This window comes from Streptomyces sp. SID9727 (genome assembly GCF_010550605.1).
GTDB lineage: Bacteria > Actinomycetota > Actinomycetes > Streptomycetales > Streptomycetaceae > Streptomyces.
The window spans coordinates 67,410-88,607 of sequence record NZ_JAAGNI010000136.1 but is presented as its reverse complement, the minus strand read 5'-3'; the positions used below and the strand labels follow the sequence as shown (position 1 = coordinate 88,607).

The window sequence follows — 21,198 nt, the reverse complement described above, 5'->3', positions numbered from 1 at the left end:
GCAGCCTGCGGGGCGTCGGCTCACTGCGGGCGGCCGGGCTGTGTCGGCGCTGCCAAGACCAGGGGAGCGAGGTGGGCGCGGGCCAGTTGCTGGGCGCGCCCGCTGTTGCGTTCCTGGATGGCCTCGACGATGGCCGCGTGCTGGTCGACGAAGGCGCCGAAGTCCTCCGGCGCGGTCGTCTCGCGTACCGAGCGCTCCGCCCCGTCGTGGATGGCCTGGTAAAAGTGGGCCAGGATGGTGTTGCCGGCCGCCTGCACGATCGTGCGGTGGAACCGGGTGGACAGCTGGGTCAGCTCCTCGCCGTCCTGGCGGGCCAGCGCCGCCCGCGAGGCCGCGATGATCTCCTCCAGCACGGCGATGTCGCCGGGTGCGGCTCGCACGGCCGCCAGTGCGGTGGCCTCGCTCTCGATGGCCAGCCGGACCTCCAGCACCGTGGTCAGGTCCTCGCCGCCGACGTAGCGGGTCAGCACGGCGTCGAGTTCGGTGGTGGCGCGCACGAAGGTGCCGCTGCCCTGGACGGTCTCCAGCACCCCGACGTGCACCAGCGCCTGGACGGCCTGCCGGAAGGTGATCCTGCTGACGCCGTACTCGGTGGACAGCTCCGCCTCCGTGGGCAGTTTCGCGCCCACCGGCCACCGGCCGGCCTGGATGTTGCGCTGCAAGATGTCGATCAGCTGGCCGACCAGGGCCGAGCGCTTGGGCGCCTCGCTGGCGTGCGTCATGTGCGTCTGTCCTTCGCGTCGCATCCGCGTGTCGTTGTGAGGCGGATCTGTCGTTCCCCACCGGATTGGGTTGCCCTTTAGTCTACTCGCGCTGCACAATAGGGTTGCTCTTTTACTCTTTAGCTCTTAGGAGGAGGTTCCGTGGTAGCCACGACGTCACTGTTCAAGCGCAACGCCATCGCGGGGTGCCTCATCGCAATGACCGCGATCGGCGCCCTGACGGCGGCCTACGGGCCGTCCATCCCCGCATTCAAGGACCAGCACGGCATCAACGACACCGCCGCCGGCGCCGGGCTGGCCATGCAGTCCATCGGCGCGGTCGTCGGCATCCTGCTCAGCCAGCCCCTCATGCGCCGCCGCGGCAACCGGACCGCCCTGGCCGCCTCGATGGGCCTGGTCGCCGCCGGCGCGGTGATCGTCGCCGCCGCACCCACCTGGCCCCTGATCCTGGCGGGCGCCGTCATCACCGGTGTGGGACTGGGCGGCTGCGACGTCCTGATCACGCAACTGCTCATCGTCGGCACCGGCGCCCGCGGCCCGGCCCTGGTCAACATCGCGCACGCCTGCTTCGGCCTGGGCACAGCCGCCGCCCCCGCGCTGATCGCCGCGGTCGGGGCCGCCCAGTACCGCATCGTCTTCGCCGTGATCGCCGTGATGGGCCTGATCGGCGCGGCCACCCTCAAGGGCGTGGCTCCCTCGCCGGGCCCGCACGAGCTGGTCCCCAAGGCCGGGCAGCACACCCACCACAGCCCGCGCCGCCGGGGCCTCGGCGTGGCCGTCGCCTTCGGCTTCCTCGCCCTGTACGTCACGCACTTCGGCGCCCAGTCCGGAATCGGCAACTGGGAACCCACCGTCCTGGCCGACCAAGGCTTCACCGCATCCGGCGCCGCGCTGGCCACGTCCGGCTTCTGGCTGGCCATGGTCGCCGGCCGGTTCGTCGCGGCCGCCCTGCACCGGCGCGTCGGCCTGGCCCCCCTCGTGGTGGCCAGCTGCATCGGCATGACCGGCGCGTCCGCCCTCGCCCTGCACGGCTCGATGACCGCCTGGGCCTACCTGCTGACCGGCTTCTTCATCGGCCCCATCTTCCCCAACGGCCTGACCTGGATGGCGACCACCGGCCACGCCCACGGCAACCGGTTCGCCTACGTCATCGCCGCCTCCATGATCGGCATGGCCCTGGCCCCCGTCGTTCTGGGGGCCGTCATCGGCGCCCACGGCACCACCGCCCTGGCTCCGGCCATCCTCGCCATTGCCGCGCTCACGCTCGCCTCGAGCGCACTGGTGGCCGCGCTCACCCGCACGCGCCGCCCCCGCCCCGGCCACGAGATCACACCCGAGCAGGATCTGGCCGCCGACGCCTCCCGCGCCCGCGAGCACAGCCCGCACTGACCCCAGCCGCACGCGCACGATCCGCAGGCCGGCACCACGACACCGGAAAGGAGCAACTGCCCCGATGCGACCAGCGATGCTAAGCCGCCGCCTCCGGGCTGCGCTCCGGCCCGGCCTGCGCCTCGCGCGCCTCGCGCGCGGCGGCCCGGTAGAAGCCGGGCGCCGTGTCACCGCACAGCGAGCAGATGGCACGGTCCTCATTGGCGGGGTCGCGGTCCATCTCGTAGGCGACGTAACTCTGCGCGCAGCGTGCGCACTTGATGCGGGCCGCCCACGCGTCCTCGACCTCCTCACGCAGGTCGCCCGGGCGGACCAGGACGGCCCTGCCCACCGGCTGCCACCGATCCAGCAGCGCGTACAGGGCGGCGGCGAGGGGGAGGACGATGATGATCGCCCAGGTGGCACCGAAGTCTCCGGCGAAGGCCAGCAGCAGGACGCCGACCGCGGCCGAGCACAGCCACGACGTGAGGCCGGCGGGGTTGAGCAGCGTGAGGCGGCCGGGCCGGAACTCATCCGCCGCCGCCGACGACGGCGCGGTGCGCGAGCGCACGATGTGCACGCACGCGATGGCCACCCACGCGGCCACGAACACGGTCTGGTAGTTGAGCGCGGTCAGCAGGAAACCGATCACGTCCGCCAGCATCAGGACGTAGACCAGCACGCCCGCGACCGCCGCCCAGACATAGCGCGGCCTGAACCAGCGCAGCGCACGGCTGCCGAACGCCTGCAGATTCAGCGACGCCACATAGAAGTTGGTCGTATTGATCCGGCTCTGGGTGACCCACACGAGCAGCACCCCGGCGAACCCCATCAGCGAGATCAGCGCGAAGACCGCCGAGGTCTCCGAGAACGCCCCGCGGATGTCGATCGTCTGCGCCAGGAACAGCCCGGCCAGGCCGTTGAGCACGAACGTGACCAGCCAGAACGGCAGGCCGAAGGTGACCCGCGCGTGATACGTCGCGTGCTGCGTACGGGACATCCGGGCGAAGTCCCACAGATACATGATGAAGACGAGCTGGCTGAGGTAGCCGCTGAAGGACAGCACCCAGCCCGGCCCCACAGTGGTGACCGGGCGGGCGGGCATGTAGGAGATCCAGGCGGAGTCGTAACCGAACTCGGCGACGGCCCACACCACGGCGGCCACGATGCCGACGACGTAGACCGGCAGCAGCCAGGCGTTGAACTTGTCCAGCCACACCCTTACGCCGCCGAAGGCGAGCGCGACCGCGACGGCGACCGCGAGCAAGTACCAGACCGGCAGCGGCAGCGTGCCGACGTACTCGTGGAACGCGATCGAGATGATCGACGTCTCGAACGCGCAGTAGTACAGGGCGGTCACCGCCACCAGCAGGCTGACCAGCGCGCCACCCCAGTAACCCATCAGCCGGCGGCTGAACATCGCCAGACTCGTCCCGGTCCGGGCCGCGTAGGGCACCACGATGGCGGCCGCGACGGAGATGACGACCGCCGCCAGCACCATGCCGATCAGGGTGTCGCGCACCCCGACCGCAAGCGCCAGGGTCTGCGGGAAGACCAGCCAGAACATGGCGCTGAACACCGACAGCCACGCCATGGACAGCGAGCCGCGCGAGCTGCGCCAGCTGCGGGGCACCACATGCCCCGAGAAATCGTCGGTGGCGGCAGCCTTCAGCACCGCCGGGTCATCGTGGAAGGAGACCTCGAAAGAGGGGTTGCTCATGTGTGTCCTCGCTGGGTTCCAAAACCTCAACCGGATGCGCTCGAAGCAGGAAGGAGCGCCGAACTGGGCGGGTGCCGTACGCCCGAGAGCCGCGGCGGCCGCGGGGCCGCCGGGAGGCCGCCCACTGGCGAACCTATTTAGACCAGTGAGGACCATTGGTTGTTGGGGCGAGACGGTACACCGGCCCCCCGGGCCTGTCGACCATCCGGTGAGGAAAAGCCCGCGCGGCACCGCCGCCCTGCTTGCGCGGCCCGGCGGCCGGGCCGGACGCGTCGCCGCTTCCGCCGACGGGCAGGCATGCGGCGGCGCACGGGCGCAGGATCTGGCGGTGAATCAGCGACGTGGGGGCGTCAGCGGCGCGGGCCGGTCACAGGCTGTGGCCGAACAGCTCGCGCGAGACGTGCTGCAGGTGGGCGCGCATGCGCAGCCGGGCCTCGTCGGGGTCTCGCTCCTCGATCGCCCTGACGATGGCCTCGTGCTCCTTGCAGTAGTTCTGCTGCAGGCCGGGACTGTAGGTGCGCTGCTTGAGCCGGCCCCACACCGGCTGGTGCCGGCTGTCGATGAGCAGCCGGCTCGTCTCCACGATCAACGGATTGTGGGTCGCGACGGCGAAGCTGTGGTGCAGGAGCGTGTCCCAGTGCTCGAACTCCGCGGAGCTGGCGGCCTGCTCGCCCTCCTGGTGACAGCGCCGCATCTCCCGCAGGTCCTGCTCCGTGGCGGAAATGACGGCGGTGGGCAGGAACTCCGGCTCGAGCACCAGACGCGCCTGCATGATGTTGACCGGACTGGGCGCGCCCGCCTGCGCGGCCGGCTCGGCCTCCGTGCCGGGCGCGACGAAGGTGCCGCGCCCCACGTGCCGCACGACCACACCCTCGTCCGCCAGGGACTTCAGCACAGACCGGACCACCGCTCGACTGGCTCCGGTCGACGCGGCGAGGTCGCGCTCCGTGGGCAGCTGGGCGCCAGGGGCAAGCTTCTCCTCGCTGATCACCTGCGAGATGTGCGCACGGACCACCGCCGCGGGCCCCACTGCCTGCACCCCTGCCACCTCCCCGGAACAACCAATGCGACCCATCGCGGCCGCCACCGTCTGCTTCTGCTGGAGGACCGGCATGCAGCCCCTCCTCCTGAGCCCAGGAGCCTAGCAGGCGAGCCCCAGGCCAGCGCGCGACATCCCGGCCCGAGCGCCCCCTGCAGGAGGCGCGTTCCAGCCGCCGACGCTCCCCTCCGCCGCAGCGCCGACCGGTCGATGGGCAACCCGGTCGACCGCAGTTCCACCGTCGCCGGCGACGGTGCCCCGCCTGCTGGCCGGGTGCCGGAAAACCGCTGCTCGCAGGCTGCCGCTCAGGGCGGCGGGCGGGGGGCCTGCCCCGTGCCGGGCGACGGAAGGGGGCTGCTGCGCAACCGTTGACGGCCAACCAATCGATACCTATGGTGAGCCGAAGGTTCACATTGGTTTCGCGCAACCGGAGGATCAATGCGCTTCGCGCGCTCACAAACGGAGAACTACGGGCCGGTTCTGTGCGTACTGGACGAACAGGGCGCCGAGCCCCGCATCGTGTGGGACGAGAAGAACCAGCGGCCCTACACCCGCCTCCAGGAACTCGTCGGACTCTCGGGCGACGAACTCGCCCGGCTGGCCACCCGCCCGGGACCTCCCGGCTGGAAGCCGCTGGCCCCCCTCGTGCCGGACCGCAACATCTTCTGCGTCGGCCGCAACTACGCCGACCACGCCGCCGAGTTCGCCCGCAGCGGCTTCGACGCCACGCACTCCGCCGGCGTCGCCGAGGTGCCCGACAAACCCGTCATCTTCACCAAGCCGGCCCATTCCGTCATCGGCCCCGGCCAGGAGATCGACCCGCACACGGACATCACCTCAGCCCTCGACTACGAGGGCGAGATCGGCATCGTGATCTCCAAGCCCGGCTACCGCATCCCGCGGGCCGACGCCCTCGACTACGTCTGGGGCTACACCCTCATCAACGACGTCACCGCCCGGGACATGCAGCGCGACCACAAACAGTGGTTCCTGGGCAAGTCCCTGGACACCTTCTGCCCGATGGGCCCCTGGGTGACCACGGCCGACGAAGTCGACCCCGACAAGATCACACTGCAGACGTTCGTCAACGACGAACTCCGCCAGGACTCCGACACCTCCCGTCTGATCTTCGACATCCCGGCCATCATCGAGACCCTCTCCGCCGGAATCACCCTGCAGCCGGGCGACGTGATCGCCACCGGTACCCCCCAGGGCGTCGGCATCGGTTTCAACCCCCCGCGCTACCTCCAGCCCGGCGACGAAGTCGTCATCAAGGCCAGCGGCCTGGGAGCCCTGCGCAACACCATCGCCCACCCCACCCCGGCACACACCCCCACAGGAGGAGCCACCCAGTGACCATCAGGCAATACCCCGTCCACGTCGAGGCGGACGGCAAAAGTGTGCAGACCCGCGTCCTGGACGCAGGATCGGGCAGCGACCTCGTCCTGTGCATCCACGGCGTCGGCTCACGGGCCGACCGGTTCACCCCCCTGCTCGAGCCCCTGGCCGCCCAGGGCTACCGCGTCCTCGCACTGGACCTGCCCGGCCACGGCTTCGCCGACAAGGGCTCCCTCCCCTTCACCGTCCCCTACTGCGCCGACATCGCCAGCAAGGTCGCCGCCCAGTACGCCCACTCGCGGCTGACCGTCATCGGAACATCCCTCGGCGGCCAGATCGGCGGCTACATGGCACGCAACTTCACCACCCCGGTGCACCGCCTGGCCATGGTGGGAACCCTCGGCGTCGTCCCGCTCGACGAGAAGGAGGGCGCCAACATCAGCCAGGTCATCCTCAAGCAGCGCGGCGTCGAGGACTGCCGACGCAAGCTCACCGCCCTCATCCACGACAGCGCGCGGGTCACCGACGCCTGGGCCCTGGAGGAATCTAGGATCAACAACTCCGCCGGCGCCGACGCCTCCTTCGACGCCATCGGCCGCCACTTCGAAGGCCCCATCAACGACCACCTCATCGCAGCCGACGCCCAGCGCCTCGCCGACCAGGGGGCACCCGTCGGAATGATCTGGGGCAGCGAGGACACCATCGTCTCCGCCGAGACCGGGCGCGCCAGCATGGACCGCCTGCCCGACCTGCCCATGGCCTGGATCCGCGACACCGGCCACGCCCCCTACTGGGAGCGGCCGGCCGCCTTCATCGACGCCCTCAACTGGATCTTCGCCGACACCGCCACCCGGCACGGCCGCGAACGCACCTTCTGAACGCCCACAGCCCACCCAGGCTCGCCAGCGACCAGCCACACCCCACCGAACAACCCCATCCTCTGAACGGGAGCACCCCATGTCCGTGAAGTTCACCCCGCACATCCCCGACCTCGGCAAGCTGTACGGCGCCTACTCGCCGGCCTCGAGCGGGACCGGAACCGTGCACTCGATCGCCGGCCAGCTGGGAGGACTGCCGGACGGCTCCCTGCCCGGCGACGGCAGCATCTACGCCCAGACCAAGCAGTCCTTCGCCAACGTGCAGACCGTCCTCAACGGCATCGGCCTTACCTTCGCCGACGTACTGCGCTTCAACACCTTCATCGTCGACCGCGCCTCCATCCCCGAGTTCATGGACGCCCGCCGGGAAGTCTTCGCCGAGATCTACCCCAACGGCGAATACCCGCCCAACACCCTCGTCCTCGTCTCCGGCCTCGTCGAAGAGCAGTTCAGCGTGGAGATCGAAGCACTCGCCATCGGCTAAACCCAGCGGCCCACCGCGAGCGGGCGGCGCCCACGCTTCTCCCCAAGCAGTCGGCACCGCCCGCCCGCGGACCCGCCCCACCTGTACGCCCGGTGCGTTCGAAGCGACCAGCAAAACCGCAAGCCCGAGACCCCCGCACCACGGAGGCCCCGGCGGAAAACGGCAAAGAGCAGGAGTTGGACAATGGCGAAGCAGTGGATGTTGATCGAAGGCGGGGACGTCATCACCGGCGATGGCTCCACCATTCTGCGCACCTGTGACGTCCTCGCCGAAGGCGACCGGATCGTCAAGTTCGGCAGCGTCGACGCAGAAACCGACATACCCCGCGGTGTCACACTGCAGCGCATCGACGCCCGCGGCAAAACCGTCATGCCCGGACTGATCGACGCGCACTGTCACATGACCTACGGGCTGGCGCGCACCGAAGAAGAAATCAGCATGTACACCCCGGCCGAGCTGCGCACCCTGATCGCCGCGGCCAACATCGAAAAGGTGCTGCACGCCGGGGTGACCAGCATCTCGCAGCCCGGCGGCTCCTTCTACATCGGCGTCGGCCTGCGCGAAGGCATCCGGCAGGGGCTCGTGCACGGCCCCCGCATGACGACCGCCGGCCGGTACCTGACCACGAGCAACGGCCTCACCGACTGGTTCCCGGACACCACCGGCAACCCGGAGGCCAGCACCGGACGGCTGACCAACACCGCGGACGAGATGGTCTCCGAGATCCGCCACCAGGTGAAGAACGGCGTCGACCTGATCAAACTGGCGGACAGCCCGTTCGGCGAATTCCAGGCATTCAGCAACGACGAGATGAAGCTGTGCGCCGACACCGCACACCGCTTCAACCGGCGCATCACCATCCACGCCCGGGGCTCGGACGAGGTCGGCGCGGCCGTCGACGCGGGCTTCGACCACATCATGCACGGCAACATGATGACGGACGAGGTGATCGACAAGCTCGCCCAATCCCAGATCCCGCTGATCCCGACCCTGCTGTTCATGCACCACATCGTCGAGTTCTCCCACCTGTCCGGGATCCGCCCCAGCATCGCCGAGGCGACCAAGCGCATGAACGAGAAGACCATGGACTCGCTGCACCGGGCCCATGCGGCCGGCGTCAAGTTCGGCATGGGCACCGACAGCGGCTTCGCCGTCGTCCCCTACGGCGAGTTCCACGCCCGCGAACTCGAACTCCTCGTGGAATACGCCGGGATGACGCCCCTGGAGGCCATCCGCGCCGGCACGCTCAACAACGCCCCCATGGTCGGCCTGGAGGGCGAGGTCGGCGAGGTCGCCGTCGGCAAGCTCGCCGACCTGATCGTCGTCGACGGCGACCCCAGCGTGAACCTCAAGCTGCTCTACACGCCGGGCAAGATCACGCATGTCGTCCTCGCCGGCGAACTGCAGACCTTCCCCGACGACATCCGCACCCGTTTCCTGCGCAACAACTACCTGCCGCACGACTACGGCTTCGAGGTCATGTCCTACGAGCGCGCCTTCGAGGGCGGCGAACGCCCGGTCACCCAACTCGACTGGAGCACCGAGCAGCGCGAGGACCTCGTCTCGGACCTGCAAAAGCGCGAGCACGAGGTCGCGGCCGCCGCCGAATAGCGCACCGCACTTCCAGCGGTCGGGGCCGGACCCCGACGCTTCACCGCCCGGCCGCCGGGTCAACCCGGCGGCCGGCCACCCCCCAACCTTCGCTCGACACCTCGCAGCACACCGCACAACGTCCCAGACCAGACGCAACCGTTGACAGCTCCGCCCCGGCACGGCCGCCCCCGCGCCTGTGCCGTACTCAACACCGCACTCTGACGGCTCCACCCCGATCCAGGCACTTTCCAACGCATCTTGGAGGTCTACGGATGGCACCGCGAACCGCAGAAATAGCAGGAGCCGGCCTGGCCGGTCTCACCCTGGCCACCCGGCTCGCCCAACTCGGCTGGCACGTACGGCTGCACGAGCGCAACGACGAACTGCGCATGTACGGCGCCGGAATCTGGCTCTGGGAAAGCGGCCTGCAAACGCTCGAGACCCTCGGGGCCTTCGACCAGGCCACCAAGCGGGCACGCACCATCCGCGAATGGCGCATCGCAGACCACCGCGGCAAGCCGCTGATGTCGCGCTACACCGGCCCCGGCGACCGCATGCTCCTGCCACCCCGGGCCGACCTCTACGCCGCTCTGATCGCCCGCGCGGAGTACTACGGCGTCGACATCGTCACGTCCTCACTGGTCACCGGAATGTCCGCGGACGGCCGAATCGAGTACGCCAACGGCAAAACGAGCCGCGCCGACCTGGTCGTCGCCGCAGACGGCGCGTACTCCCGCCTGCGCGAATCGATCTTCTGCACCGCATGGATGGACTTCGGCAGTCAGGCCGGCATCCGCATGCTCATCGACCGCTCCGACGACCAACCCGACGACACGATCATCGAGTACTGGCACGGAGCACGGCGCCTGCTGTTCAACCCCTGCACCGACGAGCAGGACTACATCTTCCTCAGCGCCCCGGTCGGGGACGACCGCGCCGGACGACTCCCCGTCGACCGCGATCTATGGGCCGCGGACTTCCCTGCTGTCGCCGACCTCGTGCACCGCTTCGCCGAAGACGGCCGGTGGGACCGCCTCGTCAACGTCCGCTGCCGACGCTGGAGCGCCGGCCATGCTGCTGTCCTCGGCGACGCCGCCCACGCCATGCCGCCCAACCTTGGACAGGCCGCGAACACCGCCTTCATCAACGCGATGGCCCTCGCCGCCCTCGCGGAACAGAACAAGGACATCACCACCGTGCTGCCCGAATGGGAGCGACGACAGAAGGCCATCACGGACCATGTGCAACGCTGGTCCTACTACTACGGCTTCGTGCTCGGCCACTGCCCGAGCCCATTGCTCGGAACCCGCGCCCGCACGCTCGGGCGCCTGTCCCAGACCCAGTGGTTCGACCGGAACCTCAACCGCGGCGCCCGGCACCAGCCAATGGGTTCCCTGGCAGTCCACTGACCCGCTCGGCCGCCTGGAAGCAGAGACGGCCCCCAGGCCAGGGCTGCGCCTCCCGACTGCTTCTGCCTTGCCGCCTCGTTTGACGCGACGTATGTGCGCCACCACACGTCCGCATCTTGCTGGCCACCTGGTCTTCGTGCGCCCGGGCATGGGGATAGGCAGACCAAAGCAGACCATTGCCCGGGTCGCGACGGCAACGATGACGCCTTCGTGGGCGAGAACCTCGGCCACGAAGGCGGCCATCGCGAACCCGACCCGGCCGCCCCGCGGGGGGAGCGAGCGCTACGTACGAACGGGTGCATCAGGCGGGTCAGGCGTCCGGGCCGTCGTCTGACATTTTCTCGTCCAGCACCCGCAATAGTGCGTGCATGTTGAGCAGGGCTGGCAGGACGTACTCCTGGCGCACGGAGGCGTAGGGCCCGGCTACGGCCGCCCGCCCCCAGGCCCGCTTCGACATGAGCACCCATGCCAGCCGGCGCAAACTCGACGCCGTCGAGCAACTCGCCGTCTTGGCCGAGAAGGCCGGGCACACGCTGATCGAACTGGCCGTCGCCTTCGTCATCAACCACCCCGGTGTCACCTCGGGCATCATCGGCCCGCACACCATGGAGCAGCTGGAGGCGTTCCTGCCGACCGCGGACATCACCCTGTCCGCCGACGTGTTCGACGCGGTCGAACCGGATCGGACTGCCTACAACTATCGCCGACGCCAGCGCACATGCCTACAGAAAAGCGGATGGCCTACACATCGTCGGGACGCGACATCAGTCCTGCGCCGGCGAGGTATCCGGCCTGAGTCCCTGCTACCACCGACCCTGGTGTGGGGCACTCCGCAGTTCCGAATAGCGTGCTGTACCAACAACGGCCATGCAAGGGCCTTCTTGGAGAGTTGGATCAGCGGTCGCGGGAGTACGCGATGCGGGGGTCAACCGGCCGGACCGCTGCTGTGGTGACGGCGGAGGCGGGGACCGGCGCCCTGCCCGGGATACGGGCGCGGGCTGGGCTGGCGGCGAGCGCGGCGGCGCTCAACGGAGACGCGCGAGCGGGACCATGGCCGCGCTCCCTATCGGCGGCCGGCGTCGCAACAGAGCGGGTCCGGGCCGTCACCTCTTGAGCGAGACGGGGCTGCACTGCGACTTGGAGCCCCGAACGGTGCAGGGCCACCGTGGCGTCGGCGACTTTCCCCAGCGCCTCGACGCGATCGGTGGTCGCGGGGAGCGTGTAGACGTCCAGGCTCGAGTTGTGCCGCCAGCCGTCCTCCACCAGCGCGAGCGCGCTAAGGGCGGAGACACGGTCGTCGAGGGCTGCGATGATGCCGAGCTGCGGGTGATCGGCGAAGGCGACGTCTGGTTCACCGAGCGGACCGCGGTCGCGTACCTGTGCCGTGTCGGGCGCCAGTGCAGGGTCAAGCGCGGCGTCCACATCGACCTGGTAGCCGGCCTTGCGCAGCAGCTCGATGGCCCGCCTCGTACGGCCGTGACCGTCACGGTTTTGGTCGGCCAGCGCGTACAACGTCGCCTGGTCGGCAACGGGATGGAAGTCGAATCCCCTTAGCATCCAGGAGCTGGCCGCGAGGTTCTTCGGGTTCGCGGCGACGATGCCGTGGACAGGGTGGTGGCCGAAGGCCAGGTCGGGCAGCACATCGTAGTGGCTGGGCATGGGAGATCCATCCGAGGCGGGTGCGGTTGCAGGTGCGGGCGACGGGCGGATCAGTTCTGGTGGTGCGGTGCACGGAGGACTCCTGGGCGGTTACAGGTGCGGGCGACGGGCGGATCAGTTCTGGTGGTGTGGTGCACGGAGGACTCCTGGGTCGCGGTCGGTCAGAGTCGGGGAGCGGATGAGGGACGAGCCGGCGACGGTGCGGCCCGCGCGGAAGACTCCGTCGGCGGACCGGTCGGGGGCACGCGCTGGCCGATCGACGGTGAAGGGGTGAGAGCGACACGCGCCCGGGATGGAGCGGAGCCGGGTGGGAGCACGTTGGCGGCGCGCTCCTTGCCGGATCGTTCCTGCTCCTGGCGTGGCGGTACGCCAAGCTGGTCCAGGCGGGCGTCGACGGCGGCGAGGAGATCCGGCACGCTGCCGCCGTGGCGTGCATGCGGACCGTTCGGCTCGGAGTCGTAGATCACTTCGTAGACGGCAGGCTCGACGGATCGGTGGCGGGTGACCATCCAGCTTTCCGAGGACTCGGGGTGCGGCTCCTGTGGGGGCGAGATGATCAGCGAACTACCGTCGGGAAGCTCGGCGTGGACGATGTAGTCGTTGAGGCCGTACTCGACGGTGCACTCCAGGCCGCGCTGCCCGAGCATGGAACAGAGGGCGGCCTGAAGGTGCCGCGGATCGGATGCGGAGGGCGGGGGCGGGCCGTCGCGGTGCATGGAGTTCTCCGTTGCGAACGCCCCGCCGGACGGTGTGAGCCGCCGGGAGTGTGGGCTGGGGGAGTGCGGTGATCCATGAGGATCCGGTGATCGGGCGTTTTGGTGCGGCCGTGACTGCGCGCTAGGGATCACCGCGACTGACCTGGAGCCGGCGGATGCGGCGCCGGGGGGACTGAGGGAGAGGCGGGTGACGCAGCAGGGGTGTTGTGAGGGGACCGGGTCAGGGCGACGCGCGCCCGTTCGGTCTGCGCCGGCCGTTCGGTGTCCGCCCGGTGAGCGAGGAGTTCGCCTATACGCACCAACGCCGGTCCCTGATAGGACAGTTCGTGTGCGTAGTGCCAGCCTTCGGTGTTGCGGTGCTCCTCGGCGCGCTCCTGGTAGAGGTGGAGCACGCTCGGTTGTGAACCGTCCATGAGCGCCATGACGCCGTCCCACTCGTGCCGCAGCTCCTCCGCCCGGAGAAGGGTGGTGTCGATCCCGCGCAGCCGACGGAGGTCGTCACTGATCGGCCCCTCGACGTAGTCGGGGCCGTCGGCGGCGGCGCGGACCCCGGCCAGCACTTCGGGTCCGTGGTCGAGGAACACCTCGGCGTGCTTCCACGCGTCGGCGTCCCGCTTGACCTTCCCGTCCCCGTAGACCTTGTCGTCCAGCGGCCAGCCGTCCGCGTCGCAGAGGGAGCCCGAGACTGCATCCCACGCGTCGGACGCCTCGTTGATGCCGGCGGCGGCCGAGGCCAGTGCCGGGAGGTGCCGTCGCCACGCCAAGGGCTCTGCGACCTGCGGCGGCTGGTCATCATCGGAGAAAGGAGAAGTAGAAGTAGCAGACATGATCGATCCCTTTTGCTGAGCTGGGCGTTGGGCTACGCCGCCATGCGGGCGTCGGTGTCGAACAGCTCCCGCTCGGCCGGGTGGAGGATGTGCTGGGTGATGAAGCTGCGACCGGCGACCTTCCACAGGCCCCGGCCCTTGGTCAGGGCGGACACTGCCTGGGTCTCGACACCGGTCAGGCCGAGCAGGGATGCGGCGGCAGCGAGCTGGTCCGGCTCCTGGCGGTAGATGATGCGGGTGGAGCAGTCGGCGAGCAGGCCCTCGGCCAGCACGCGACCGCGCGAGCCGGCGTCGCCCGCCGAGAGCAGGTCCGACAGCCGGTGGATCACCATCAGGTTCGCGATGCCCAGCCCCCGTGAGAGCTTCCATTGGCTCTGCATCCGCTCCAGCAGGCCGACGTGCCGCATCAGCCGCCACGCCTCGTCGTAGATCACCCAGCGTCGACCGCCATCGGGATCGGACAGGGCTGACTCCATCCACGCGCTCGCACACGTCATCGCGAGCACCAGCGCTGTGTCGTCGCCGGAGCCGCCGAGACGGGAGAGGTCGATGGACAGCATCGGTGTGGTCGGGTCAAACGACACCGTGGACGGGGCGTCGAACATGCCGCTCAAGTCGCCGTGCACAAGGCGTCGCAGGGCGTGGGCGAGATCCTGGGCGGCCGAGCCGAGGTGTCCGGCCTGGTGGCCGAGAGCCTGGTCGAGGCGTTCGGGGGAGCCGAGTACGTGCGCGATCTCGCCGAGCAGCGGCACCGTGCCCTGACCGATGGCATCGGCGACGACCAGGTCCAAGGCGAGGTCGAGAGCGGTGTGTTCCATCGGCAGCAGATCGCGCTTCAGCACGGTACGGGCGAGGCCGGCCAGGAGCAGCAGCCGGCGCTTGCGGACCTCCGTGCACCAGTCCTCCTTGCTGACGGAGGCGGGGCGGGCCGGGGCATCGAGCGGATTCAACCGGCCCGGGAGCCCTGGACCCAGGGCGATGCTGTAGCCGCCGAGGGCCTGCGAGACGCCGGTCCACTCTCCCTTGGGGTCGCAGGGGATGTAGACGCGGTAGCCGTGGGCGATCGACCGGGTGGCGATCGACTTCGCCAGCGCCGACTTGCCCATGCCGATGATCCCGGCCAGAACTGCGTTGGGGTTCGTGAAGCCTTCGATCCGGCCGCTGTTGTAGAGCGAGAACGGATCGAAACAGAAGGCCGCCTCCGCGTGCACATCGCGGCCGATGAACACCCCTTCGGCGCCCAGGCCGCCCTCGGCCACGAACGGGTACGCGCCGCTGGCTGTCGCGGTGGTCATCCGGTGGGCGGGCAGGTCGAGCTTGCCGCCGCGGGCGGACGCCGGACCGGGGCGACCCGCGAGCGGATAGGTGGGCCGCAGATCCGGGTCGAGGGTCTGCTCGGCGCGGTGCTTGGGCGGGCTTCCGGCGAGGCGTGCCTGGCGGCGAGCCTCGGTGAAATCGGCTCGGGCGGCCCGCTGCTCGGCGCGTGTCGTCTTATGGGGCACGAACAGGGGGGAGGCACTGGCGCGGGTACGGGGCATGACGTTTCTCCAGGTGAGGGATGGATCAGCGGCGGACGAGGCCGGTGAACGGGGCGTGCAGGTCGGCCGGGGTGGTGCGCCGCCGCACGAGATGAGCGGTGCGCTGGTGGCGCTGGCAGATGGTCAGTTCCGGTGCGCCCTCTGGAAGGCCGGTCTGGCACGCCTCCGGTTCGGGGACCTCGCCGGAATCCGGGCGGGGTGCCGCGTGGTAGGCGGCGTGGAGGTGCTCGGCGGCCTGCCAGATGCGGGTGCGGGCGGTACGGAGCTGGTCGCCCTCGATCGCCACGAGCTGCCCGGTGCGACCGGCGTGGGCGTCGAGCAGCCCGTACAGCGAGACGAGGTGGGCGTGCAGGGCGTCCAGTTCGGCCCGGGTGGTGACCAGCGGGCTGCCCGGGATGTTGAGCGCCCGGTGGAAGTCGAGTGCGGCGGTGGCGAAGGGCACGAAGTCCTGCGCGGTCGGGCTGGTGGTGCGGGACATGAGGGTGCTCCTTCGAAGGGAAGGGTCAGGCAGCGAGCGCGAGCGGCAGGGCGGCGGCGGCGAACGCCTCGGCCTGCTGCCAGGTCAGCGGCCGGAGATCGAGCTGGGCGCCGACAGCGGCGGTCTCCACGACGGCGCAGGCGGTGCGCAGCTCGTCCTCGGTGTCGGCTGAGACGGTCAGCAGACCGGTCAGGGCGACATCGGCGTGCCCGGCGATGAGCTGGCGTTCGCGAGACTTGATGTCCTGGTACTCGAGTGAGTCCGCCTCGGAGTCGACCTGACCGCGCCGGGCCCGTTCGGCGGCGTCGGCGATCACGCTGGACTTCTTGCGCTGCACGTCGCGCAGGGCGGCGTCGAGGTTCTTCGGCTCATAGGAGAGCGACAGCGTGCGCCGGACGCCGCCGGTGAAAAGGAGCTGGTGCAGGAACCCGGCCGACGTCTCGGTGCGCGGCCAGTTCTCCACCCAGTAGGTGGCGTGCACGGCGGAGTCAGTGGCGATGTGGTCCGCCTTTTCGACGACCACGACGGGGCCGGCAGCGGCGGGCTCGGCCTCGGGGCGACCGGCCGTGGACCAGCGGTCGAGTGTCGCCAGCGCCTTCGGGTCGTAGGAGGTGCGCACCACGGCGGCGATCTCGCGGGCTGTGAGCCAGCCCGTCGGGGTGAGACCGGCGGTCCGCGCCGCCTGGTCGAACGTGGAGGTGAGCTGGGCGAGGACACTGAAGGCACCGGTGAGACCGCCACCGGCCTGGTTGATCAGCCGACGGGCCGCCTTGGTGTCCAAGGACACCGCGACGTACGCCTCGTGCGGGGCGGCTGCGGGGCCGGCGCTCTGGATCAGCTCGTTGTAGATCGCGCCGGCCATTGGGGTGTCGGGTCGGCCGTGCTCTTCCCAGTAGCGGCGCAGCGCGTCGCCGGAGTCGGGGATGGTGCGCTCGATCACCTGGATGCGGGCGATCTGTCCGGTACGGGCGAGGGCCGCCAGCGCGCGTCCCCAGCCGCCGACGTTGGCCTGCTGGGTGCCCGGGTCGAGCAGGGCGTAGGCGCGGGAGGAGACCTTGACCACCGCGGTCAGCGTCCCGGTGTGCGGGTTGTGGACGGCGCCGTACTTACCGTCGGGAGCGGTGGCCACGCGCAGGCTGGCGGCAGTGCCGGGAAGGTGCAGCAGCCCCTCGCGGGTCGGCCGGCGGGAGGGCCGGGTGAGCCAGACGAGCTGGCCTCGCATCCGGCGCAGCGCGTAGCGGACGACGATCGGGGCCCAGTCGGCCAATGCGCGGCCTCGGTGGCGGACGAAGACGAGCAGGGCGATGACCGCCCACAGCGGTATGAGCTGGAGAGCGCCGACCACGCCTCGGGCGAGGATGACGGTGAGAAGGAGAAGGCCGGTGAGTCCGGCGACGGCCAACTGCGGGACGGTCAGGCCGAGCAGGACGCCGCGCCTGCTGCGGTGGGGAAACTTCACGGTGGGCGTGGAGGACTGGTCCTTGCCGGACATGGTGGTTCCAGACGGTGGGAGCGGGCGGAGGACGGGGCGCGCGGCGGTCTTCTGGACGTCATGGCGAAACCTTCCTGTTGATCGGGCAGAGGCGGGGGCAGGCCGTGGAGTGCGGCCCGCCCCCGGGGATGTGGGTCAGGAACCCGACGGCGGCTGGGTGGGATACACCCAGTTGCTCGGCGTCGGAGAACCGGCGGCCGACGGCGTGGGGCCAGCAGGCGGCATGGAGGTCATGTTGCCGCGCGGAGCCGCTGCGGCTGCGAGTTGACCCGAACCGCCCGAGACGCCATGGGCAGTCGATTCGGACCCATCCGGTTCGTCCTCGCCGGGCCGGGTGATCAGCGGCGGGATCCCGGGGCGCTGGATCAGGGCACGGCCCTTGTCGCCGGAGGCGTTGGGGTCCTCGCCGTACCGGAAGCGGGTCTGCTGCTTGGGCGGCCCAGCGTCGATCCCCTCCTTGCTGAGGTTGGTGCCCGAGGGGTTGATACCGGAGGCGACGCCATCGGTCCCTGCCCCGGGGACCTGGTTCGGCCCCTGCGGAGCGGGGGTGCCGGTGCTGGCCCGCATCGCGAGGCTGCCCACGGTCTTGGCCGCTCCGGCGGCGACTGCCATGCCGGCGACGCCGGTACGGTGCATGTCGTCGTGACCACCACCATCGCTGGCCCAGTGCACGAACTTGTACGTCGCGTAGGGGCAGAGCAGCACCAGGACCATCACGACGATGCCGGCCATCGCGTCGGACAGGGCCGCCATCCCGTCGCTGGCGTCGGTCTTGCCCATGGCGGAGACGCCGATGAGGAAGACGACGGTCATCAGGAGCTTGGAGACGATGAGGGTGCCGGTGGCCTCGATCCAGCCGCGCCGCCACCGCTTGGCGACCTCCCAGCCGCCGCCCGCCCCGGCGAACACGGCGAGCGCGACCATGATCAGGACGCCGACCTTGCGGGCGACCATCACGCCCCAGTAGAGGAAGGCGCCGATCGCGCACCCGAAGGCGACCAGCGCGGGCACACCCCAGCCGAGGCCGTACATGGCCCCCATCTGATCGACCTTGATCACACGGCGGATCGCATCGTCGATCGAGGTGTTGGCGGCTTTGAAGAGGCCGTCGGACAGCGCGTCGACCACGGTGATGGCGACGGTGGTGAAGGCGATGGCGGAGAAGCTGAACAGGACTCCGGTCATGGTGCCGAACGCCGCCTTGGCGAGTGCGCGTTCGTCTCGGCGCCAGGCCGCGGTCATGAGCTGGATGCAGAAGATGCCGACGGTCAGGGCGAGGCCGATGGGCAGCAGCAGCTCGTAGTTGTCGCGGAACCATCCCGCGTTGAGGTCGATCGCCGTCGTCTTGTTGACGGCCTTGGCGGCCAGGTCGGCCGCGCTGGACGCCAGCTCACCCGCCGACTTCGCGATCCACGCGCCGAGACCGTCGGTGACGGTGCCGGCGGGGTTGGTGGCGAAGTCGACAGCGCCGCACACCTTGTCCATCAGCGGGAAGTCGCAGACTCCCATGGGTCGTACCTCCGTTCTGGGGCGAGGGTCAGGGAGCGACGGACGGCATGACGCCGACCAGAGCGCAGGGGTGGTTGGGCCGGCACTGGACCGCGAGGGTGGTGGAACGGCTCTCCGCGCCGCCGGCGGCCGAGCCCTTCCAGCGAATCGACTGCTTGCCGGAGACCGTGACGGCGTAGACGTACGCCTGGGTGATCGCCCCGGGGTCGTCCTGGAGGGCCTGGGTGAAGGCGTGCGGGAAGTGGCCCTCGTTGATCTTGGCGGTGGCTGCCTGCTTGTTGGCGGCCATCTCCTTCCACAGCACGGCCGAGGGGACCGCCTGGTCGACGGAGGCCGGATCGGCGTACTTCGACTCCGTGGTCAGCCAGCCGCGCAGCGCCTTGCGCAGCTCGGGCTGCGAGTACGCGTGGGTGTCGTACGACCACAGCGCTGCTGCGGCGGCCTTGCCGTACGTGATCGGGTCGTGGGTTTTCGGCGGGACGGGGAGAGCGCGGGGTCGGGTGTGCGGCCTGGACGGTGCCGCGGACGACGAGGAGGCCGTGGGCGAACTCGACGGTGGCGCAGGAGTATCGGAGGGGCTTCGGCTCTCGCGGGTGAGGTATGCGGCCAGGCCGGCGAGGGCGACGAGCACCGCCAGGACGGCAGTGCCGAGCAGCGCCCGGCGGCGCACGCGAGATGCGCCGCCGGGGTGTGTGGAGTGCTGAGCCATCAGTGGACCTGCGTCCCGAGCGTCGAGAAGAAGGCCACCACGCCGTTGGCCGCACCGAGCAGAAGGGCCGCGCCCGCGCTGACCAGCACGCCCTTCTTCCCGTTCGCCTCCGCCTGGTGACCGCCCGAGTGATGGCCCCAGGCCCATACGCCCGCGCTGACGGCGAGGGCGCCGACCACGGCGATGAGCCCGAAGAGGTTGATCGAGCCCATCACCTGCTTGAGGACGTTGAGGCCGGGGAGTCCGCCCTCGTTCGGCTTGATTCCGGGGTCGTAGGCGAGCTGTATGACCTGGTCAGCGAGATACATGGGAACTCCAGTTCGAGGGAGCGCAGCGCCAAAGCCCGGCGGGGCGAACAAGCGGTGCGAGGGGGGAGGCGAGGAGGGGGAGGAGCGTCGGTCAGACGACTCGGCGGGCCGCGAGAATCCGCGATTTCCAGGACGCGACGGTGGTGATCCGTACGACGTCGCCGGTGTGCGGGGCGTGGACGATCAAGCCCTGGCCGATCGCCATCCCAACGTGTTCCGGTACGGCGGCCGTCCCCTCGGTGAAGAGGAGGTCGCCCGGCTCGAGGGCATCGACCGAGACGGCCTTGCCGTCCTTGACCTGCGTGTACGTGGTCCGCGTCAGGGTGACCCCGGCGGCCTTGTACGCGCCCTGCATCAGGGAGGAGCAGTCGCAGCGGCCCATCGGGTTCTTGCCGTGGGAGTCGGTGCACGTGCCGCCCCACTGATACGGCGTGCCGAGCTGGCCGAGCGCCCACCGGATCGCCGTCTGCACCTTCGGCGGCGCGGAGGCGGGAATCTTGTACTCGTCCGGCAACGCGCCCGCCGGGATGGTGCCGAAGTCCGTCCCGTCGCCGTCCGCCGAACAACCCCCCGCGGAATCGGGAGAGGGGCTGCCGGTGTCGGCAGAACCGGACGGCGACGGGCTCGGCGATGCACCGCCGGCCTCCTGCAGCAAGGGCGCGATGGCCTTCTGCAGCGCGGTGGCCAGCGGCTCCCACTTGGCGTACGCCTCGGGGAAGCCCGACTTCTGCACCGCCTGGGCGGCCTGGGTAACAGAGAGGGACTGCCACCCGGAGACCTTCTTGAGCCCCTCGTAGAACTTCGTCGAGGCGTGCACCGGGTCAAGGATCTGGCTGGCCGTGCCCCAGCCCATCGACGGCCGCTGCTGGAAGAGACCCAACGAATCGCGATCGCCGTAGGTCAGGTTCCGCAGGCCGCTCTCCTGCAGCGCGGTCGCCAGGGCGACGACCTGCCCTCGGGCAGGGATGTTCATCGCGACACCCGTGGCCTGGATCGTCTTGGCGTTGGGCACCTGGTCGGCAGGCGCGTCCAGGCCCGGCACGGAGACCGAGCCCTTGTCGCCGCCGTCCAAGATGGCCTTCACCTGCTTGGCGACGGCGGAGGTGTCCACACCCTGTGCACCGTCGGTCGAGCACGAGGCCGAGGCGGTCCCGGCACCGATGCCGAGAATCGGCAGTGCCAGCAGGAGTGGTCCGGTGGCGCACAGACCGACGAGGGCTCCCGTCGTCTTCTTCACGGCCGCCGCCGTTCAGCACGAGGGCGGTGCGAACCAGACGACGGAGGTGGGTCGGGGCGCGGGTGTGTCAGGGCATGCTGCATCGCAGCGGCTCCTCGGTGTTCGTAGGAGGCGCGGTGCCGACTTCTCGTGCAAAGCCGTCGGCACCGCGCCGATGTGCATCCGCCTCTCGGC

Annotated in this window: 21 protein-coding genes; 7 read left to right on the top strand and 14 right to left on the bottom strand. The window is 70.2% G+C overall.

Features of this window, described 5'->3' with window-relative positions; genetic code table 11:
* Positions 1–20: 20 nt before the first annotated feature.
* Positions 21–722, bottom strand: coding sequence for an FCD domain-containing protein (locus tag G3I41_RS08535; protein WP_051351869.1), 702 nt, complete (start codon positions 720–722; stop codon positions 21–23).
* Between the two features lie 141 nt (positions 723–863).
* Here G3I41_RS08535 and G3I41_RS08530 point away from each other — a divergent pair, with 141 nt between their 5' ends.
* Positions 864–2,111, top strand: coding sequence for an MFS transporter (locus G3I41_RS08530; protein ID WP_064744829.1), 1,248 nt, complete (start codon positions 864–866; stop codon positions 2,109–2,111).
* Between the two features lie 79 nt (positions 2,112–2,190).
* Here G3I41_RS08530 and G3I41_RS08525 read toward each other — a convergent pair whose 3' ends face one another.
* Entirely contained in the window at positions 2,191–3,810 is a 1,620-nt protein-coding gene (locus tag G3I41_RS08525; RefSeq protein ID WP_027737835.1) for a cytosine permease, read from the bottom strand.
* Between the two features lie 367 nt (positions 3,811–4,177).
* Positions 4,178–4,924, bottom strand: a complete 747-nt coding sequence (locus tag G3I41_RS08520; protein ID WP_199787202.1) for an FCD domain-containing protein — start codon at positions 4,922–4,924, stop codon at positions 4,178–4,180.
* A gap of 363 nt (positions 4,925–5,287) precedes the next feature.
* On the opposite strand from G3I41_RS08520, the gene G3I41_RS08515 reads away from it, so the two are divergent.
* The 5 genes from G3I41_RS08515 (at position 5,288) to G3I41_RS08495 (ending at position 10,551) form a co-directional block, all read left to right on the top strand.
* Positions 5,288–6,205: a fumarylacetoacetate hydrolase family protein gene (locus G3I41_RS08515; RefSeq protein ID WP_078514138.1), complete on the top strand. Its 918-nt coding sequence runs from the start codon at positions 5,288–5,290 to the stop codon at positions 6,203–6,205.
* Positions 6,202–7,065, top strand: a complete 864-nt coding sequence (locus tag G3I41_RS08510; RefSeq protein WP_027737837.1) for an alpha/beta hydrolase — start codon at positions 6,202–6,204, stop codon at positions 7,063–7,065. The genes G3I41_RS08515 and G3I41_RS08510 overlap by 4 nt, the downstream gene beginning before the upstream one ends.
* Before the next feature lie 79 nt (positions 7,066–7,144).
* Positions 7,145–7,549 (top strand): RidA family protein, encoded by a 405-nt coding sequence (locus G3I41_RS08505; protein ID WP_051351870.1) that lies wholly within the window; start codon positions 7,145–7,147, stop codon positions 7,547–7,549.
* Between the two features lie 183 nt (positions 7,550–7,732).
* Entirely contained in the window at positions 7,733–9,160 is a 1,428-nt protein-coding gene (locus G3I41_RS08500; RefSeq protein WP_027737839.1) for an amidohydrolase family protein, read from the top strand.
* 254 nt (positions 9,161–9,414) lie between these two features.
* Positions 9,415–10,551 (top strand): NAD(P)/FAD-dependent oxidoreductase, encoded by a 1,137-nt coding sequence (locus G3I41_RS08495; RefSeq protein WP_027737840.1) that lies wholly within the window; start codon positions 9,415–9,417, stop codon positions 10,549–10,551.
* Between the two features lie 310 nt (positions 10,552–10,861).
* Here the strand turns inward: G3I41_RS08495 and G3I41_RS36695 are convergent, their stop codons facing one another.
* Entirely contained in the window at positions 10,862–11,143 is a 282-nt protein-coding gene (locus G3I41_RS36695) for a hypothetical protein (RefSeq protein WP_239081551.1), read from the bottom strand.
* Here G3I41_RS36695 and G3I41_RS36690 point away from each other — a divergent pair.
* Positions 11,061–11,504, top strand: coding sequence for an aldo/keto reductase (locus tag G3I41_RS36690; RefSeq protein WP_239081538.1), 444 nt, complete (start codon positions 11,061–11,063; stop codon positions 11,502–11,504). The two genes, G3I41_RS36695 and G3I41_RS36690, sit on opposite strands and share 83 nt — an antisense overlap.
* On the opposite strand, the gene G3I41_RS08485 is transcribed toward G3I41_RS36690, so the two are convergent.
* The 10 genes from G3I41_RS08485 to G3I41_RS08440 form a co-directional block, all read right to left on the bottom strand.
* Positions 11,446–12,210, bottom strand: a complete 765-nt coding sequence (locus G3I41_RS08485; RefSeq protein WP_027737842.1) for a hypothetical protein — start codon at positions 12,208–12,210, stop codon at positions 11,446–11,448. The two genes, G3I41_RS36690 and G3I41_RS08485, sit on opposite strands and share 59 nt — an antisense overlap.
* Before the next feature lie 161 nt (positions 12,211–12,371).
* The gene (locus G3I41_RS08480; protein WP_239081529.1) at positions 12,372–12,857 is read right to left on the bottom strand and encodes a hypothetical protein; all 486 of its coding nucleotides are present in this window, start codon (positions 12,855–12,857) and stop codon (positions 12,372–12,374) included.
* Positions 12,858–13,054: 197 nt separating this feature from the next.
* On the bottom strand, positions 13,055–13,690 hold the full coding sequence (locus G3I41_RS08475; protein WP_027737844.1) for a hypothetical protein: 636 nt from the start codon (positions 13,688–13,690) through the stop codon (positions 13,055–13,057).
* 95 nt (positions 13,691–13,785) lie between these two features.
* Positions 13,786–15,291, bottom strand: a complete 1,506-nt coding sequence (locus tag G3I41_RS08470; protein WP_027737845.1) for an ATP-binding protein — start codon at positions 15,289–15,291, stop codon at positions 13,786–13,788.
* 25 nt (positions 15,292–15,316) lie between these two features.
* The gene (locus tag G3I41_RS08465; protein WP_027737846.1) at positions 15,317–15,769 is read right to left on the bottom strand and encodes a DUF6238 family protein; all 453 of its coding nucleotides are present in this window, start codon (positions 15,767–15,769) and stop codon (positions 15,317–15,319) included.
* Between the two features lie 25 nt (positions 15,770–15,794).
* A complete protein-coding gene (locus G3I41_RS08460) occupies positions 15,795–17,261 on the bottom strand; it encodes an SCO6880 family protein (protein WP_027737847.1) in 1,467 nt (488 codons plus the stop codon).
* A gap of 135 nt (positions 17,262–17,396) precedes the next feature.
* Positions 17,397–18,770 (bottom strand): ATP-binding protein, encoded by a 1,374-nt coding sequence (locus tag G3I41_RS08455; protein ID WP_027737848.1) that lies wholly within the window; start codon positions 18,768–18,770, stop codon positions 17,397–17,399.
* A 28-nt stretch (positions 18,771–18,798) separates the two neighbouring features.
* Positions 18,799–19,479 carry a hypothetical protein gene (locus tag G3I41_RS08450; protein ID WP_027737849.1) on the bottom strand — a complete coding sequence of 227 codons (681 nt, stop codon included), beginning with the start codon at positions 19,477–19,479 and terminating at the stop codon, positions 18,799–18,801.
* A complete protein-coding gene (locus tag G3I41_RS08445; protein WP_023421641.1) occupies positions 19,479–19,787 on the bottom strand; it encodes a DUF6112 family protein in 309 nt (102 codons plus the stop codon). Before G3I41_RS08445 ends, G3I41_RS08450 begins: the two co-directional genes overlap by 1 nt.
* A 91-nt stretch (positions 19,788–19,878) precedes the next feature.
* Positions 19,879–21,024 carry a C40 family peptidase gene (locus tag G3I41_RS08440; RefSeq protein ID WP_027737850.1) on the bottom strand — a complete coding sequence of 382 codons (1,146 nt, stop codon included), beginning with the start codon at positions 21,022–21,024 and terminating at the stop codon, positions 19,879–19,881.
* Positions 21,025–21,198 lie beyond the last annotated feature (174 nt).